This is a genomic window from Spelaeicoccus albus, assembly GCF_013409065.1.
Lineage (GTDB): Bacteria > Actinomycetota > Actinomycetes > Actinomycetales > Brevibacteriaceae > Spelaeicoccus > Spelaeicoccus albus.
Genome location: NZ_JACBZP010000001.1, coordinates 1,677,374 through 1,693,413 on the forward strand (window position 1 = coordinate 1,677,374; position 16,040 = coordinate 1,693,413).

Annotated in this window: 13 protein-coding genes; all 13 read right to left on the bottom strand. The window is 66.3% G+C overall.

Annotated elements, in window-relative coordinates; all coding sequences use genetic code 11:
• Nucleotides 1-7: 7 nt before the first annotated feature.
• The gene (locus tag BJY26_RS07735; RefSeq protein ID WP_179427107.1) at nucleotides 8-1,699 is read right to left on the bottom strand and encodes an MDR family MFS transporter; all 1,692 of its coding nucleotides are present in this window, start codon (nucleotides 1,697-1,699) and stop codon (nucleotides 8-10) included.
• Nucleotides 1,700-1,796: 97 nt separating this feature from the next.
• Nucleotides 1,797-3,056, bottom strand: a complete 1,260-nt coding sequence (locus BJY26_RS07740) for a vWA domain-containing protein (RefSeq protein WP_179427109.1) — start codon at nucleotides 3,054-3,056, stop codon at nucleotides 1,797-1,799.
• A complete protein-coding gene (locus BJY26_RS07745) occupies nucleotides 3,053-3,946 on the bottom strand; it encodes an AAA family ATPase (RefSeq protein WP_237249050.1) in 894 nt (297 codons plus the stop codon). Before BJY26_RS07745 ends, BJY26_RS07740 begins: the two co-directional genes overlap by 4 nt.
• Nucleotides 3,943-4,842, bottom strand: a complete 900-nt coding sequence (locus tag BJY26_RS07750; protein WP_179427113.1) for an XdhC family protein — start codon at nucleotides 4,840-4,842, stop codon at nucleotides 3,943-3,945. The genes BJY26_RS07745 and BJY26_RS07750 overlap by 4 nt, the downstream gene beginning before the upstream one ends.
• A 51-nt stretch (nucleotides 4,843-4,893) precedes the next feature.
• Nucleotides 4,894-7,284 (bottom strand): aerobic carbon-monoxide dehydrogenase large subunit, encoded by a 2,391-nt coding sequence (locus BJY26_RS07755; RefSeq protein WP_179427115.1) that lies wholly within the window; start codon nucleotides 7,282-7,284, stop codon nucleotides 4,894-4,896.
• Nucleotides 7,281-7,811 carry a (2Fe-2S)-binding protein gene (locus tag BJY26_RS07760; RefSeq protein ID WP_179427117.1) on the bottom strand — a complete coding sequence of 177 codons (531 nt, stop codon included), beginning with the start codon at nucleotides 7,809-7,811 and terminating at the stop codon, nucleotides 7,281-7,283. Before BJY26_RS07760 ends, BJY26_RS07755 begins: the two co-directional genes overlap by 4 nt.
• A 91-nt stretch (nucleotides 7,812-7,902) precedes the next feature.
• The gene (locus tag BJY26_RS07765; RefSeq protein WP_179427119.1) at nucleotides 7,903-8,787 is read right to left on the bottom strand and encodes an FAD binding domain-containing protein; all 885 of its coding nucleotides are present in this window, start codon (nucleotides 8,785-8,787) and stop codon (nucleotides 7,903-7,905) included.
• Nucleotides 8,788-8,905: 118 nt separating this feature from the next.
• The gene (locus BJY26_RS07770; protein ID WP_179427121.1) at nucleotides 8,906-9,487 is read right to left on the bottom strand and encodes a hypothetical protein; all 582 of its coding nucleotides are present in this window, start codon (nucleotides 9,485-9,487) and stop codon (nucleotides 8,906-8,908) included.
• A gap of 66 nt (nucleotides 9,488-9,553) precedes the next feature.
• Complete coding sequence (locus tag BJY26_RS07775; RefSeq protein WP_179427123.1) at nucleotides 9,554-10,450, bottom strand: alpha/beta fold hydrolase; 897 nt, start codon at nucleotides 10,448-10,450, stop codon at nucleotides 9,554-9,556.
• 183 nt (nucleotides 10,451-10,633) lie between these two features.
• Nucleotides 10,634-11,686 carry an MBL fold metallo-hydrolase gene (locus BJY26_RS07780; RefSeq protein ID WP_179427125.1) on the bottom strand — a complete coding sequence of 351 codons (1,053 nt, stop codon included), beginning with the start codon at nucleotides 11,684-11,686 and terminating at the stop codon, nucleotides 10,634-10,636.
• Between the two features lie 69 nt (nucleotides 11,687-11,755).
• Nucleotides 11,756-12,604 carry an enoyl-CoA hydratase-related protein gene (locus tag BJY26_RS07785; protein ID WP_179427127.1) on the bottom strand — a complete coding sequence of 283 codons (849 nt, stop codon included), beginning with the start codon at nucleotides 12,602-12,604 and terminating at the stop codon, nucleotides 11,756-11,758.
• Nucleotides 12,601-14,796: a 3-hydroxyacyl-CoA dehydrogenase NAD-binding domain-containing protein gene (locus tag BJY26_RS07790; protein ID WP_308191260.1), complete on the bottom strand. Its 2,196-nt coding sequence runs from the start codon at nucleotides 14,794-14,796 to the stop codon at nucleotides 12,601-12,603. The genes BJY26_RS07785 and BJY26_RS07790 overlap by 4 nt, the downstream gene beginning before the upstream one ends.
• Nucleotides 14,793-16,004: an acetyl-CoA C-acetyltransferase gene (locus BJY26_RS07795; RefSeq protein WP_179427128.1), complete on the bottom strand. Its 1,212-nt coding sequence runs from the start codon at nucleotides 16,002-16,004 to the stop codon at nucleotides 14,793-14,795. The genes BJY26_RS07790 and BJY26_RS07795 overlap by 4 nt, the downstream gene beginning before the upstream one ends.
• Nucleotides 16,005-16,040 lie beyond the last annotated feature (36 nt).

Here is a 16,040-nt window from a genome sequence, read left to right on the forward strand (position 1 = left end):
CGAATCGTTAGCCGGCCGGGTCCGTGTTGGTCGCGCCGGCGGAATGGTTGCCGTGCGGCTTCAAATCGGGCGGCACGTCCGCGGCATGCGCGCCGTGATGCACGCGGTCCGCGGCGTGCGCCGACTCGTGGGCCGAGGACGGCGCGTCGTCGCCGGGGCGCGGCGGGCCGCCCCGAGTCAACGTCAGCGGTATTTCTTTGATGAACCAGACAAGGATGAAGCCGACCACCAAGAGCGGCACCAAGTACCGGTACAGCGGAATCAGCGCGTCCGCGTACGAAATGACGACGTCGTGCGCCAGGGACACCGGCAATTTGGCCAGCTCGTCGGGCGTGATGCCGGTGGCGTGCTGCCCGATTTTGGACGCCGCACCGGCGGGCATGTTTTTTGCCAGTTCGTCGGTCAGACGTCCGACGAACAGCGAGCCGATCAGCGCAGTGCCGAACGATGCCCCGACTTGCCGGAAGAAGTTCACGCCGGCAGTGGCCGGGCCGACGTCGTGGTGCGCGACGGAATTCTGCACCGTCAACACCAGGGTCGGCATGATCAGTCCGATTCCGAACCCGAGGATCGCCATGTAAAAGCCGGACACCCATTCGCCGGTCGAGGCATCCATCAGCGACAGCAAGTACATGCCGACCGCCGCCAGCGCGGTGCCGACGATGGGGAAGACCTTGTACCGCCCGGTACGGCTGATCAATTGGCCGGTTGTCACTGCCGCGGCCATCAGGCCGCCCATCAGCGGAAGCATCAGCAGTCCCGACGTCGTCGCCGAGGCGCCGCGGGACAGCTGCAAGTAGGTGGGCAAGTAGCTGACGGCGCCGAACATGGCGACGCCGAGAATGAACGCCAGCGGCGCGTTGATCTTGAACACCGGATCGCGGAACAAGTGCAGCGGCAGGATCGGTTCGCTTGTCTTGTGCTCGATCCACAGCCACACCGGGGTGAACACGACGGCGCCGGCGATCAGCCAGAGGATGGTCGGCGACGTCCAGTCGTAGCGGCGTCCGCCCCAGGTGAGCATGAGCATCAGGCACGTGATCGCAGCGGCCATGAACAGCGAACCCCAGTAGTCGACCTTCTTGGACGTTGCTTCACGCGGCAGCTTCAACGTGATCGCCGTGACGATCAGCGCCGCAGCGCCGATCGGCACGTTGATGTAGAAGATCCAGCGCCAGTTCACGTGTTGCGTCAAGTATCCGCCCAACAAGGGGCCCAGGACCGTGGCGACGCCGATCATGGGCCCCATCACCGACATGTATTTGGCGCGTTCGCGCGGGTTGACGATGGCGGCCATGATCGTTTGCGCGCCGATCATCAGCCCGCCGGCCCCGATGCCTTGCACGGCTCGGAACACGATGAGCATTTCCATCGACTGGGAGAGCCCCGCCACGATCGAACCGCCCAGGAAGATCAAGATCGCCAGGTGAAACGAGTTGCGTCGTCCGATGTAATCGCCGACCTTGCCGTAGAGCGGCATGGCGACGGCTTGGCCGAGGAGATACGCCGTGATGATCCAGGAAATCAACTCGAGTCCGTCGAGTTGCCCGGCAATCGTCGGCAGCGCGGTTGCCACGATCGTCTGGTCGAGCGCGGCCATCAAGATGCCGAGGATCAACCCGATGAAGATCGTGATGAGTCTTTTGCGCGGTATTGCCTGCGACGTCGATTCGGGTTCCTGCGGTTTCGTCGACGTCATGGTTTTCAACGTACTCGGCAGGTGCGAACTATCGCAAGACGACAGATCCGGGCCGTCCCCGAGAAGCCGTCAGCTGCCCGATGGGGAACAGTACCGGTCACGCAGTAGCGGCGACGGCGTCAATGACGTCGGCAAGACCGCCCAGATCTCCGGCCGGGAGAAAGCTGTCGCAATAGGGCAATGCGGCCCGCATCGAGCCGACCAGGGGAGCGAACCCGGGCGCGTCGGCCCGCGGATTCATCCAAACGACCGTGTGGGCGCGACGATGCAGCCGCACCATCGCTGCTCCGAGCTCGTCGGGGTCGTCGTGATCCCAGCCGTCGGACGCGATGATGACCACGCCGCCGCGCGTCCGGCAGCCGTGTACCGATCGCAGCATCGCCGTGATGTTTGTCGCGATCCGAGTGCCGCCGAACCTGTCGACGACCTCGTCGGCGGCCTCCGCGACCGCCTCCGCTGCCGAGCGGCGCCGCATGGCCGGCGTCAGCCGGGTCAACGACGTGGCGAACGCGAACACTTCGCAGTCCGTGGTGAGTGCCAGCGCCCGCATGAATTGCAGGTACATGGCGGCGTGCGGTTGCATCGACTGGCTGACGTCGCACAAAAACACGACCGGCCGCGGCCGGTGTACCGGCCTGTCGCGCGCGAGCTCCATCGGCTCCCATCCGTACCGTCGTGCGCGAGCAAGCGTCTCCCGCAGCGCGATGCGGGTGCCGCCGGACGACGTCCTGCGTCGCCGCGAGCGCCGCACCGGCCAACGCGACCTGGCCAGCGCCCCGATCAGACGGGCGAGTTCCTCGTCGTTCACTCCGCCGAACGGTGCGCCGGACGTCGCTTCGGCCCCACTCGGGCTGCGGATCGTGAGCCGCGCCGTGCCGTGATCGGCGGGGCCGGTGACGGCCGGCAGGGTCGCCCACGGCAGCCCGGCTCCGGTTTCCTCGCGGGGTTCGTCCCGCTGATCGGCCCGGCGAGTGTCCGGCCGCACCGGAACGTACACGTCGTTCGTGCTTCCGGACCGGCCGGCCGGCTGAGCGTGAGTGTGCCCTTCGGCCGTCGAGCTCAAGTCGAATATCGCGGCGAACACCGCGTCGAACGTCGGCAGATCGGCCGAATCGCGCACCAGGGTGATTCGAGCGACCCAGTACAAGCGCGAACGCGGCGACCCGCCGGGCGACGTGCCGGTCTCCGACGCGTGCCATCCGCGTGCGAACGCCTCGGATCCGGTCACGTCGACACGCACGCCTGCCGCGCGTAACCGGGCGACGAGCGCGGTGACGAACGCCGCCACGTCGATGGCGCGGAACAGTCCGACGGTCGTCTGAGCGCATTCGCCGCCGCGCCGGCTCTGGCCGGTCACGTCCGAGTTTCGCTCAGGGGGTCGAGTAGCTCGTCGAGACGGCCGGCGATCGTCTCGCGGTCGTCCGGCGTCTTGACCAGTGTGCCGAGCGTCGGCAGGATTTGGTCTTTGCCGAGTTCGGTCACGCCGAGCACGGACATGGCCGATACCCAGTCGATCGTTTCGGCCATGCCCGGCGTCTTGTCAAGATCGAGTCCGCGAGCCCGGCCAGTGAATTCGGCGGCGCGCGCGATCAGCGATTCGTTGGCCTCGGGTACGCGGCAGCGCAGGATGGCCACCGCTCGCTCCGGCGGCGGGAACTCGATCCAGTGGTACAGGCAGCGCCGGCGCAACGCATCGTGCAGCTCTCGGCTGCGGTTGGAGGTCAGCACCACTGTCGGGGTGCGCGCGGCGACGATCGTGCCGAGTTCGGGGACGCTCACCGACCATTCGCCGAGGAATTCCAGCAGCAGCGCCTCGAACTCGTCGTCGGCGCGATCGACTTCGTCAATCAACAGGACGGGCGGCTGCGGGCCTCCGTAACGCACGCACTGCAGGATTGGCCTGTCTTGAAGAAATTCGGCAGTGAACAGGTCGGCATCGGTCAGCGTGTCGTTGCGTGATTCGGCAAGCCGGATGGCGAGCAGCTGGCGCTGGTAGTTCCATTCGTAGAGCGATTCGCTCACGGACAGGCCCTCGTAGCACTGCAGCCGGATCAGCTCGGTGCCGAGCGCGTCCGCCATGGCCTTGGCCGCGGTCGTCTTGCCGACGCCGGGCTCGCCCTCGAGCAGCAGCGGCATTTCCAATTCGCCGGCGAGGAAAATCGCCGTGGCCATCCCCTCGTCGACCAGGTAGTCGCGATCGGCAAGCCTGCGCCGGACGTCGGCAGTGCCGGTGAACCGCCCCGTCACGACGCCGCTTTCGCGTACGTGTCGCGGCAGCCGGCCGAGCAGAACCAGTAGTCGGTCCCGCCGGCGGTCAGGTGTGGCGTGTCCGCCCGGATCGTCACGCTCATGCCGCATACCGGGTCGGTCGCATCGGCGGGCACCTGCACGTCCGGCGCGCGCACGGCGCCGGCGGTCTCGGCGCCGACCAAGCCGTCCAAGCGGATGGCCTTCACGATCTCGGTCATGATCGACAGGGCGATTTCCGGGGCGGTGCGTGCCCCGATCCAGAGGCCGGCCGGCGTGTGGATGGCTGCGCGCTCGCTGTCGTTCAAGCCCATGGCCGTCACAAGCTCGGTGCCGCGTTTCGGGCTTGCGACGAGCGCGATGAACGGGATGTGCGCGTCGAGGGCGGCGCGCACGAGGAGCTCTTCGTCGCCGTGCGTTGAAATGACGCCGGCGATGGAGTCCGGCGGCAAATCGTCCGTGCCGCGCGTGACGGCGAACCCGAGCATTTCCGCCATGTCCGTCACGGCGTCCGCGATGGGCGTGGCCCCGGCGACGTGCAGCGTCGGCGCGGGCAGCTCCGGACGGAGGAAGAGTTCCATAGCGCCTCCCGACAGGCACGGGTTGACGACTGTCACGGCGCCGGGCGCGTCCGGGAACCGCTCTTGGCCGCCCGGCAGCACCCGCAGCAGGACGCCTTCGCCGTCGCGGATGACACCGAGCGCCGTCCGGCGCACCGACTCGATGGTGCATTGGCCGCCGACGAAGCCTTCGATGTCGCCGCCGGGCAGCACTATTGCCTCGTCGCCGGTCTTGGCCGAGCTGGGCGGCTGGGAGCGGACGACTGTGACATGGACGAACGGAACGCGCCGCGCCGTCAGCTCGGCGATCCGCGCGGGTATTCGCCGGCCGGTCACTTGATGACTCCTTTCATCGTAGGTTTTCGTCGTTGGTGTGGCGGGCGGGCGTTAGAACGACGGCTTCAACGTGCCCTGCATGGCTTCCCAAACGCGGGACGGCGTGAGCGGCATGTCGGCGTGCCGCACCCCGTACGGCCGCAGGGCGTCGATCACCGCATTGACGACGGCCGGGGGCGAGCCGACAGTCGCCGATTCGCCGACGCCCTTTGCCCCGATCGGATGATGCGGTGACGGCGTGACCGTGAACCCGGTCTCCCAGTGCGGCACTTCGAGCGCCGTCGGAATCAGATAGTCCATGAAGCTGCTGCTCAAACAGTTGCCGTCGGGGTCGAACGAGATCATTTCCATCAAGGCCATGCCGACGCCGTCCGTGAGTCCGCCATGCACTTGGCCCTCGATGATCATGGGATTGATCCGGGTGCCGCAATCGTCCACCGCGACGAACCGGCGGACCTTCACGGCGCCGGTCCCCGGGTCGATGTCGACCACGCAGATGTACGCGCCGAACGGATACGTCAGGTTTGACGGGTTGTAACAGATCTGGGCCTCCAGGCCGCCCTCGAGGCCTTCCGGCAGGTCGCCGGCGCCGTGGGCGCGCATTGCGATGTCCTGGATCGTCACGGACGACGTGGGGTCGCCTTTGACGCGGAAGGACCCCTTGTCCCAGTCGAGATCGGCCACCGATACCTCAAGCATCCCCGAGGCGATGATCTTTGCCTTGTCGCGCACCTTTCGGGCCACCAGGGCGGCAGCCGCGCCCGACACCGGCGTCGACCTGCTGCCGTACGTGCCAAGGCCGAACGGCGTATTGTCGGTGTCGCCGTGGACGACCTCGATGTCGCCGGGAGGGATGCCTATTTCTTCGGCGACTATTTGCGCGAAAGTTGTTTCGTGCCCCTGTCCTTGCGATTGCACCGATAGCCGGACGACCGCCTTTCCGGTCGGATGCACTCGCAGCTCGCAGCCGTCGGCCATGCCGAGGCCGAGGATGTCCATGTCCTTGCGCGGCCCGGCTCCCACCGCTTCGGTGAAGAACGAGCAGCCGATCCCCATCAGCTCGCCGCGCGTACGCTTGTCGGCCTGTTCCCGGCGCAAGTCGGCGTAGCCGACAAGCTCCATCGACTGACGCATTGCGGGTTCGTAATTTCCCGAGTCGTACACCCATCCGGTCTTCGTGGCGTACGGGAATTGCTCGGGTTTGATGAAGTTGTTCAACCGCAGGTCAGCCGGATCGACGTCCAGTTCATAGGCCAGGCAATCGACGAGGCGTTCGACGAGGTAGACGGCCTCCGTGATTCGGAACGAACACGCATAGGCGACGCCGCCGGGCGCCTTGTTGGTGTAGACGGCCGTCATATGGCAGTAGGCGGCTTCGAGGTCGTAACTGCCGGTGAATACGCCGAAGAACCCGGCCGGATATTTCACCGGTGCCGCAGTGCCGTTGAACGCTCCGTGATCGGCGAGCACGTCGGTGCGGATTGCCAGAATCTTGCCGTCCTTGGTCGCGGCGATCTCGCCTTGCATCACGTAGTCGCGAGCGAAGCCGGTGCTGATGAGGTTTTCCGACCTGTCTTCCATCCACTTCACCGGTTTGCCGGTCAGCATCGATCCGACGATGGAGCATACGTAGCCCGGATAAATCGGCACCTTGTTGCCGAACCCGCCGCCGATGTCCGGCGATATCACGCGGATCTTGTGCTCGGGCAGGCCGGCGACGAGCGCATACAGCGTGCGGTGTGCGTGCGGTGCCTGGCTTGTCGACCACAGGGTGAGCCCGCCGTCGACACGGTCGAAATCGGCTACGCAGCCGCACGTTTCCATGGGCGCCGGATGCACGCGCGGGTACACCATTTCCTGCTTGACGACGACATCGGCGCGATCGAAGACCGCCTGTGTCGCGGCGGCGTCGCCGGTCTCCCAATCAAAGCAGTGGTTGTTCTCCTTGCCTTCCAGATCGTCGCGAATGACCGGCGCGTCCGGCGCCAAAGCCGTGCGGACGTCGGCCACGGCCTCCAGCGGCTCGTAGTCCACGTCGATCAGTTCGAGGGCGTCGCGTGCGGCGTACCTGTCTTCGGCCACGACGAAGGCGACCTCTTGCCCTTGGAATCGGACCTTATCGGTGGCCAGCACCGCTTGGACGTCGTTCGAGAGGGTCGGCATCCAGGCAAGTCCCTTGTCCGCCAACGCCGCGCCCGTCACCACCGCCTTGACCTTGGGATGGGCCTCGGCGGCGCTGGTATCGATATTCACGATGCGGGCGTGCGCCATCGGAGACCGCAGAATTGCCAAATGCAGCATGCCGCGCAATTGCACGTCGTCGCAGTACTTTCCCAGTCCGCGAATGAACCGGGGGTCTTCTTTGCGCAGCATCCGGCCGTGGCCGAGCGGGTGCTCGTCGTTATTGACCAGATCCGGGGCCGCGTTTTCCGTGACCGTCATGACACTTCCTCCACTTGCTTGGCGTCCGCGGCGTCCGGCCGGCCTTCCGTATTGTCCGCGCCGTCGCCGGCCGGATGGTCGGCCGCCCATTCGATCGAACGGACGATTGTCGTGTAGCCGGTACAGCGGCAGATCTGCCCGGAAATGGCTTCGCGGATCGTGTCCTCGCTCGGATGCGGGTCGCGGTCCAAGAGCGCGCGCCCGGTCATCATCATGCCGGGCGTGCAAAATCCGCACTGCAGACCGTGGCACTCCATGAACCCTTGTTGAATAGGGTCGAGCACGCCGTCTTGTTCGAGACTCTCGACGGTGCGGACGTCGTGCCCGTCGGCCATAGCGGCCAGCACGGTACACGATTTGACCGGTTCGCCGTCGAGCCAGACCACGCATGTCCCGCAATTGGACGTATCGCAGCCCCAGTGCGTGCCGGTCAGTCCCAGCGTGTCCCGTAAGAAATGCACGAGTAGGAGTCGCGGCTCCACTTCCTCCGTGACCTCGTCGCCGTTGACGGTCATCGATACCTGCATGGCGTGTGCCTCCCAGCTGCTGCCCCGGCCTGTGTACTTGTCCCTGGTCCCTGCGCCGATTACGTGTTCCCGGCCCTCGTCCCCGCCGGCCTCATTCCCCGGATGCCGCGTCCTGCGCCCGGGCGACGGCGCGTCGTAGCGCCCTGGCGGTCAGCTCGGCGGCCAAATGCTTCTTATAGAGAACGGAGCCGCGTCCGTCCTCGGTCGGCGAACAACTGTCCGCGGCGATCTCGCCCGCTTCCGCGTACGCGGCATCGGACGGCTCGGCGCCGCGCAGCCGCTGCGAAATCGCCGGGATGCCAGTCGTATTCGGCCCGACTGCGGCAAGCCCCACCCGGGCGTCGACGATCTTGCCGTGCTCGAGCCAGACGGCGGCGCCGGCGGACACGACCGCCCAATCGCCGGCGCGGCGTTCCACCTTTTCGTAGGCGCTGGAGCCGCCCGGGCGAATGGGAATCCGGATCTCGGTGAGCATCTCCCCGTGTTCGACGGCCGTCTCGTACGGACCGCGGTGAAATTCCTCCATCGTCACGACGCGTTCGCCGCCGGTGCCGCGGATGACGCAGCGCGCGTCCACTGTCGTGCAGACGGCCGAGAGGTCTTCGGACGGGTCGGCCTGGCACAGAGATCCGCCGATCGTGCCGCGATTTCTCACGGTTGGGTCCGCGATGACTCGTTCTGCGTCACGGACGATCGGGAAGAATTCGGCAAGGTCGTCGGATTCGAGCAGTTCGCGGTGCCGGGTCAGTGCCCCAATGCGCACCTCGTCGACGCCGATCCGGATATACCCCAGTTCGTCGCGCAGGTCGCCGATGTCGATCAGATATTCGAGATTGGCAAGGCGAAGCTTCATCATCGGCAGCAGGCTGTGTCCGCCGGCCACCAGTCGGGCCTCGTCGCCCAGTCGTTCAAGCAGATCGACCGCCTGGTCGACGCTTGTCGCTCGTTCGTATTCGAAAGGTGCCGGAACCTGCATCGGAAAGATCCCCTCGTTGGACGTCTATCCTCTTAGGCTCAGAGTCGGCCGGACCCCCGGGGATGTCAAGAGCAACCTAAGGACTCGCTTAGGTTGCTCCGGCAGCGGTGAACGGTCGTCAGACCGCGATCGGGGTGGACCGTTGGACGGCACCGGCCAAATAGCCGTCCGGTGCCAAGCCGCCCAACCCCGCGGCGACGGTTGCCAGATAACGTGCCGAGGGTGCATTGCGCGCCAACTGCCGCGCGGTGGTCAGAGTGACCGCCGGCAGACCGTCCACGGTCCCGACCCGCACGATCGCGTTGTATTTTCCGCGCCGCGGATCGCCGTCCGGGTGCAGCGGCAGCTCCGTATAGCCGCCGTGATCCGGCGGGATCATGTCGTCGGACCACGGCACTGCCGGGGCACCGTTCTCACCGGTGATGACGCGACAGAACTCGCCGGGCGTCACCCGGTAGGCGCGGCAATAGGCCACGCTGCCGGGATCGGGACGCAACGAGACGAAGGCGACGGAACTGTCCTCCCACACTGCCGACGCACCGGCAAAATACAACTGGTGCGGGATGGTCAGGTCACGGCGGAATCGCCGGTAGTCGTGCGCACCGCATTTGGCCGCCGGCCAGTCGGGAAGATACTTCCGGAATCGCGATTCCGACGTATTGGAACCGAATGAGACGTACCAGAGCTCATCGCCGTACATGAGGCAAGTGTAGGCAGCCGCCACCGACACCTATCGCGACCAACACACCATTAATCGATCGACTTCTCACGAGCCGTTTGGGCGACCGACTCGCCCCAGCATCTCCCGTGTCTGCCGAACGACAAGCCCCGGCCGGTCGATCGGGACGTCGTGCGAACTATGCGCGGCCGTGACCAGTCGCCGATTGGAGGCGGCGTTGACGAATTTCGCCTGCGCGTCGCGCCAGCGTCTGGCGTCGAGCCCCGCCGGGTACGGGGTGGAGGCCGATACGACGGCGATCGCCGGAACACTTGCCGGCCAGGACAACTGAGCGTACCTGCGGTGTGCCGGAGCGTAGTTTTTCGCCATCGCGATGAGCTGGCGGCTTGCCTTTGTCGGCTTGTGCTTCTTCAGGGCCGCAATCTTCGGAGCGTTTGCGGACACGATTCGCGCTATTTCATCAGTCGAGTAGAACTGCGGCAAACTGGCGTCCACGAGAACCGCGCCGGAGACCGAGCCGGGATATTCGTTGACCAGGTTCGTTGCGACCTCCCCGGCCTGGGAATGTGAGACCAAGACGGCGTCGTGCGAAACCTCGAGCGCTTTCAACCCGGCTTCCAGATCCGACGCGGCGTCTTTATTGCCGTACGGCCCTGGGACGCGGTCGCTCTTGCCCATACCTGCACGGTCGTAGGTGATGATTTCAGCGCCCGTACGCTGTGAAAGGACAGGCACCAACTTCTTCCAGTACGTCGAATCGTTTCCACCCCCGGCATCCAAGACGACTGCGGGTCGATGTCCGGGAGTGACGTGGAAAGCAAGCCGGTGGCCGTCGTTCGAAATCATGTGCAGCCCGGCGTCCGCTGCGTGACTGGCGGGAGCCGAAGCCGAGGACGTGGGGGCACATGCTGCAAGAACGCCGGCGGCCATTGCAACGGCAGCTACGGCGCCGGTCGCGCGCCGAAAACGGGTACGAGTGTTCATCGCGATGAGGGTTCCTTCCAAAAGGGCGGTCCGATCGAGTGCCGTTCGGCAACGTCGGGCCCCGAGAGTTTGTGACACTCTCCAGCCTCGCCGCGATCAATTGCAGCCGCCATGCGGTTGCCATCCGACTTGGGCGGGGGTTAACCGGTGGCCGGGTCTCGGGCGCATCCACCACTCGGCGAGTCAGAGCAGCCGAGCCACCCGGGGCGAACCGTTGGCAGCCGTCCAGTCGACCTTGCCCGTGCCCGCGAGGTATTCCACATGGGCACCTGTCTCGGCGAGCGCCGACCGCAAGTTCAGCCCGTCGAGGCTCGACCAGCCGCGCGACCAGGAAATATTCTCGGCGATTTGCCACACCGTCGCATCGCGGCCCGCCAAGACGGCTAGGATCTCGCCGGCGCGCTCCTCATGATGGAGGGCCAGCTGTTCGGCCCGTTCGGCAAGCCCGGTGAACCGGTACTCGTGCGCCGGGCACACCTCGAACCCGTCCCACAGCGGCATCGGCTCGAGTGACGAGAAGTATTCGCGTAACGGATTGCGCCCGGTGTCCAGCGACGACAGGCCGACGTTCGGCGTGATGCGCGGCAACACGTGGTCGCCCGTGAAGATCACTTCGCTGTCGTCGTCGACCAGGCAGATGTGTCCGGCCGTGTGCCCGGGCGTTGCGATGACCCGCAGCCGTCGTCCGGGCAGTTGCAGCTCGTCGCCGTCATTCAACAGCACCGTCGGCCGAGCCAGATTGCTCAATAACTCGACAATTGCGGACTGAGCGGTGAGCGCATCCAACCAGCTGTCCGGAACGCCGAAGCTATCAAGCCACGCACGGTCGGTGGCGCGTGCCTCATCGACCGCATCGAACCCGCCGTCCAGCACTTCGGCATCCGCCGGGTGCATGCCGAACCAGGCCCCGGTCTCGTCGACGAGGCGTTTGACCATGCCCAGATGATCGGGGTGCAAATGGGTCGATACGACCCCGACCACCGAGGACAAGGCGATCCCGGCGGTGGCCAAGCCGTCGGTGAACTGGCCCCAGCCGTGCCGACTGTCCCACCCGGGGTCGATGACGACGCAGTGGCCGGCATCGTTCGTCACGAGATAACACGACGTGTACCGCACCGGGGAGCCGTGGAAATCCACCGGCACCGACCAGACGTGTTCGCGGACCCGCTCGACCGGCGGCATGACCTTATCGGCCCATGCCCTCTTTTGTGCGGTTCCGGTCACGTGAATCGACATGCTGCTCCTTACTTGGGAGTAGGTGTTACGGCCCTGAAATCAACGGCACTGAATTCAACGGCACTGAAATCAACGGCCCCGAAACGTCGGGGCCTCGCCGGCGGCAAATGCCCGGGCAGCCCCGCGGTGATCGTCGGTTTCGGCCAGCGCAACCTGTCCGTCGGCCTCGGCCTGCATGGCGCGCAGCAGCTCCGGGCGCAGCCCCGCCGCCAATGACGCCTTCGACGCGGCCCACGCACGCGTGGGCCCGGACGCCAACTCCGCTGCGCGCTCGGCGACCACGGCGTCGAACTCTTCGGCCGGCACCACCTCGTCGGCCCAGCCGACCCGCATCGCTTCGGCGGCGTCCAAAGTTTCGTGCGCGTACAGCATCCTGGCCACCGCGCCGCGGCCCATGCGCGCCGGTGCCAACGCCGTCGCGCCGCCGTCCGGCATCAGCCCGATCTTGGAAAAACCGAAGGACATCGTTGCGCACGACGATGCCAGCACCAGATCGCCGGCCAGGGCAAACGCATTGCCGACGCCGACCACGAGACCGTTGACGGCGGCGATCACCGGGACGGGCGCCTCGGTGATCGCCAACACGAACCTGTTGCACACATCGATGATCACGGCCTTGCCGCGCGTGCCCGGCGCCTGCCCGCCCAGCCCGTCGTGTGTCGCCAGCAGCTCGGCGGCCCGCGGCGCAGGCGACGGCTGAGCAAGTTCGCGCAGGTCCGCGCCCGCCGAAAAGGCACGGCCCGTTCCGGTCAGGACGACGCAGCGCACTTCCGGATCGTCAACTGCCCCCTGGAGGCCGTCGATGAGATCGCACATCGTTGGTACGTCGACCGCGCAGAGCCGCTCCGGACGCGCAATACGCAAAGTGCGGACGCCGCCGGCCGTCGACGTTTCGATCGTCGCCGGTCCGGCGTTCACTCGTACACCTCGCCGGCGGCCGCCTTGTCCCGCAGCGACTGCGGCACGTCGAACTGCGGGCCGTATTTGCCGGCCAGGTCGTCGGCGCGCGCGACAAATCCGGCAAGGCCGCCCTTGTACTGGTTGATGTATTGCAGCACGCCGCCGGTCCACGCCGGGAACCCGATTCCAAGGATCGACCCGAGGTTCGCATCCGGATACGACATGAGCACGCCTTCGTCAAAGCACCGCACGGTGTCGAGAGATTCGGCGAACAGCATGCGCTCTTGCAATTCGACGAAATCGTCATCGGTCAGGGTGACGCTTCCCGAACCGAACGCTTGGCGCAGGCCCGGCCACAGCCGCACCCTCTTGCCGTCGAAGTACTCGTAAAAGCCGGCGCCGCCGGACCTGCCGGTGCGCCCGAATTCATCAAGCATTCGGTCGATCACGACGTCCGAGGCGTGCGACTCCGGTTCCCGCCCGGCGGCGCGTTCGGCTTGTCTGCCCTCGTCGCGGATCTTGCGCGGCAGCGTGAGCGTGAGCTCGTCCATCAACTGCAGCGGGGGAGCCGGGTATCCGGCCTGCAGGCCGGCCTGCTCGATGGCTGCCGGTTCGACCCCCGCGGCAAGGGCGGCCATCGCCTCGTTCACGAAACCGCCGATCACGCGCGAGGTGAAGAACCCGCGCGAATCGTTCACGACTATCGGCGTCTTGTGAATCTGCATGGCGAAGTCGATTGTCTTGGCGAGTACGGCGTCCGACGTGTTTGCGCCGCGAATGATCTCGACGAGCGGCATTTTGTCGACCGGCGAGAAGAAATGAATCCCGATGAAGTCCTCTTGCCGGCTCACGCCCTCGGCCAGCGTCGTGATCGGCAACGACGACGTGTTCGAGCCCAGCACGGCGTCCGGCTGGACAATCGGTTCGAGCTCCGCAAACACCGCGTGCTTGACCTCGACACTTTCGAACACGGCCTCGATCACGAAGTCGACGCCGGCCAGCGCGGACGGATCGCCGGACGGCGTGATGCGCCCGAGCAGCGCCGCGGACTTCTCTTCCGTGGTCTTGCCGGCGGCGAGCGCCTTCTGCTCCAGCGATTCGGCGTAGGCCTTGCCCTTGGCGGCGGCTTCGTCCGAGACGTCCTTCAGGACGACGTCGATGCCGGCCTTTGCGCTGACGTACGCGATCGCCGCGCCCATCATGCCGGCGCCGATCACGCCGACCTTGCGGGCCGTGTACTTCTCGAAGCCGTCGGGGCGCGATTTGCCGGCCTTGATGGCCTGCGCGTCGAAGAAGAACGCGCGGATCATGTTGTGTGCGACCTGCCCGGTCAACAAGTGCACGAAGTACCGGGTCTCGATCAGCGCGGCCGTGTCGAAATCGACGAGCGCGCCTTCGCCGGCGGCTGCCAGGATCGCCTTCGGCGCCGGCATGTTCGCGCCCTTGACCTGCTTGCGCACGTTGCCGACCACCCCGGGAAAGTCGGCGGCCAGCCGTCCGCTGAACGCCGTCCCGCCGGGAATGCGGAAGCCGGGCACGTCCCATGGTTGTACGGCGCCCGGGTTGGCCGCGATCCAGTCGCGCGCCGCATCGATGAGCCGGTCGGCCGGCACGACGTCGTCGATCAGTCCGGCATCCTTGGCCGCTGCCGGCCCGAATTGTTTACCGGTGGCCAAAATCTTGGACACGGCCTCCACGATGCCGATCATGCGCACGGTACGCACGATGCCCCCGCCGCCCGGCAACAGACCAAGTCCGACCTCGGGGAAGCCGAACTTGGCGCCGGGCACGTCCGCGGCGATCCGGTGGTGCGCAGCAAGCGCGATCTCGAGGCCGCCGCCCAGTGCCGCGCCGTTCAGCGCGGCCACGACAGGTACGCCGAGAGTTTCCAACCGGCGCAGATCCGCTTTGGTGGATTGGACAGTCTCGGTGAGAGCGGCGGCGTCCGCCGGCCCGACCGCGGAGAGCTGCTTCAGATCGCCGCCGGCAAAGAAACTCGACTTCGCCGACGTCAGCACGACACCCGAGATCGAGTCACGCTCCGATTCCAGTCGTTCGACGCTCGCATGCATCGAGGCGCGGTACGAGTCGTTCATGGTGTTGACCTTTTGGGTCGGGTCGTCGATCGTCAGCGTGACGATGCCGTCGGAGTCGGGGCCCGACCACCGGATGATGTTGTCCATGTTCTCGTTTCCCATTTCGTCGTTCACACGCGTTCGATGATCGTTGCCACGCCCATGCCGCCGCCAATGCACAAGGTGATGAGTGCGCGGCGGAGATTCCGGCGTTCGTGTTCGTCGACCATGGTGCCCACCAGCATGGCGCCCGTCGCCCCGAGCGGATGGCCCATGGCGATTGCGCCGCCGTTGACGTTCACCTTGTCGGCGGGCAGGTCGAAATCACGCACCCACTTCATGACGACCGAAGCGAACGCTTCGTTGATCTCGAACAGGTCGATGTCGCCAGTCGTCAGGCCGGCGGTCTTCAGCACCTTCTCGGTGGCGGGGGTCGGGCCGGTCAGCATGATCGTCGGATCGGAACCGGTGACCGCGGTGGCGACGACGCGGGCGCGCGGCGTCAGGCCCTGTGCCGCGCCGGCCTCTTCGCTGCCGACCAGCACGAGCGCCGACCCGTCCACTATGCCCGACGAGTTGCCCGGATGGTGCACGTGGTTGATGGCTTCGACGGAGTAGTACTTTTGCAACGCGACGGCGTCGAACCCGCCGATCCGACCGAGCTTTGCAAACGACGGCTTCAGCCCGGCGAGCGACTCGAGCGTTGATTCCGGACGGCGGTGCTCGTCGTGATCGAGAACCGTCACGCCGTTGATGTCCTTCACGGGCACGACGGATCGTGCGAAGTAGCCGGATTTCCACGCGTGGTCGGCGCGTTGCTGGCTGGTGACGGCGTACTGGTCGACCTGCTCGCGGGTGAACCCCTGCACCGTGGCGATCAAGTCGGCACTGATGCCTTGCGGCACGAAGTAGGTGTCGTAGTTCGTGCCGGCATCGCTCGGCCACGCGCCGCCGTCCGAACCGATCGGTACGCGCGACATCGATTCGACGCCGCCGGCCATTATCAACGAATCCCATCCGGAGACGATGCGCTGGGCTGCCTGGTTCACCGCTTCCAGGCCCGACGCGCAGAACCGGTTGAGCTGGACGCCGGCCACGGTGTCGGGAAGCCCCGCCGCAATGGCGGCGGTCCGGGCGATATCGGCGCCTTGTTCGGCGACGGGGGAGACGACCCCGAGGATTATGTCGTCGATGACGGCGGGGTCCAGGTCGGGGAACCTGTCCCGGATTTCCCCGATCAGTCCGACGACCAGATCGATGGGCCTGGTGGCGTGCAGCGCCCCGTTCTTTCCCTTGCCGCGAGGCGTTCTGATCGCCTCGTAAATGAATGCGTCGTGCGTCATGGCCGATGTGCTCCTTTGCCGGGTACCCCCGCTATG

What these genes read in the sequence shown, in the direction of transcription:
- BJY26_RS07795 (WP_179427128.1), bottom strand. Translation starts at nt 16,004, where the DNA reads ATGACGCACGACGCATTCATTTACGAGGCGATCAGAACGCCTCGCGGC.
- BJY26_RS07755 (WP_179427115.1), bottom strand. Translation starts at nt 7,284, where the DNA reads ATGACGGTCACGGAAAACGCGGCCCCGGATCTGGTCAATAACGACGAG.
- BJY26_RS07780 (WP_179427125.1), bottom strand. Translation starts at nt 11,686, where the DNA reads ATGTCGATTCACGTGACCGGAACCGCACAAAAGAGGGCATGGGCCGAT.
- BJY26_RS07775 (WP_179427123.1), bottom strand. Translation starts at nt 10,450, where the DNA reads ATGAACACTCGTACCCGTTTTCGGCGCGCGACCGGCGCCGTAGCTGCC.
- BJY26_RS07735 (WP_179427107.1), bottom strand. Translation starts at nt 1,699, where the DNA reads ATGACGTCGACGAAACCGCAGGAACCCGAATCGACGTCGCAGGCAATA.
- BJY26_RS07760 (WP_179427117.1), bottom strand. Translation starts at nt 7,811, where the DNA reads ATGCAGGTATCGATGACCGTCAACGGCGACGAGGTCACGGAGGAAGTG.
- BJY26_RS07770 (WP_179427121.1), bottom strand. Translation starts at nt 9,487, where the DNA reads ATGTACGGCGATGAGCTCTGGTACGTCTCATTCGGTTCCAATACGTCG.
- BJY26_RS07765 (WP_179427119.1), bottom strand. Translation starts at nt 8,787, where the DNA reads ATGCAGGTTCCGGCACCTTTCGAATACGAACGAGCGACAAGCGTCGAC.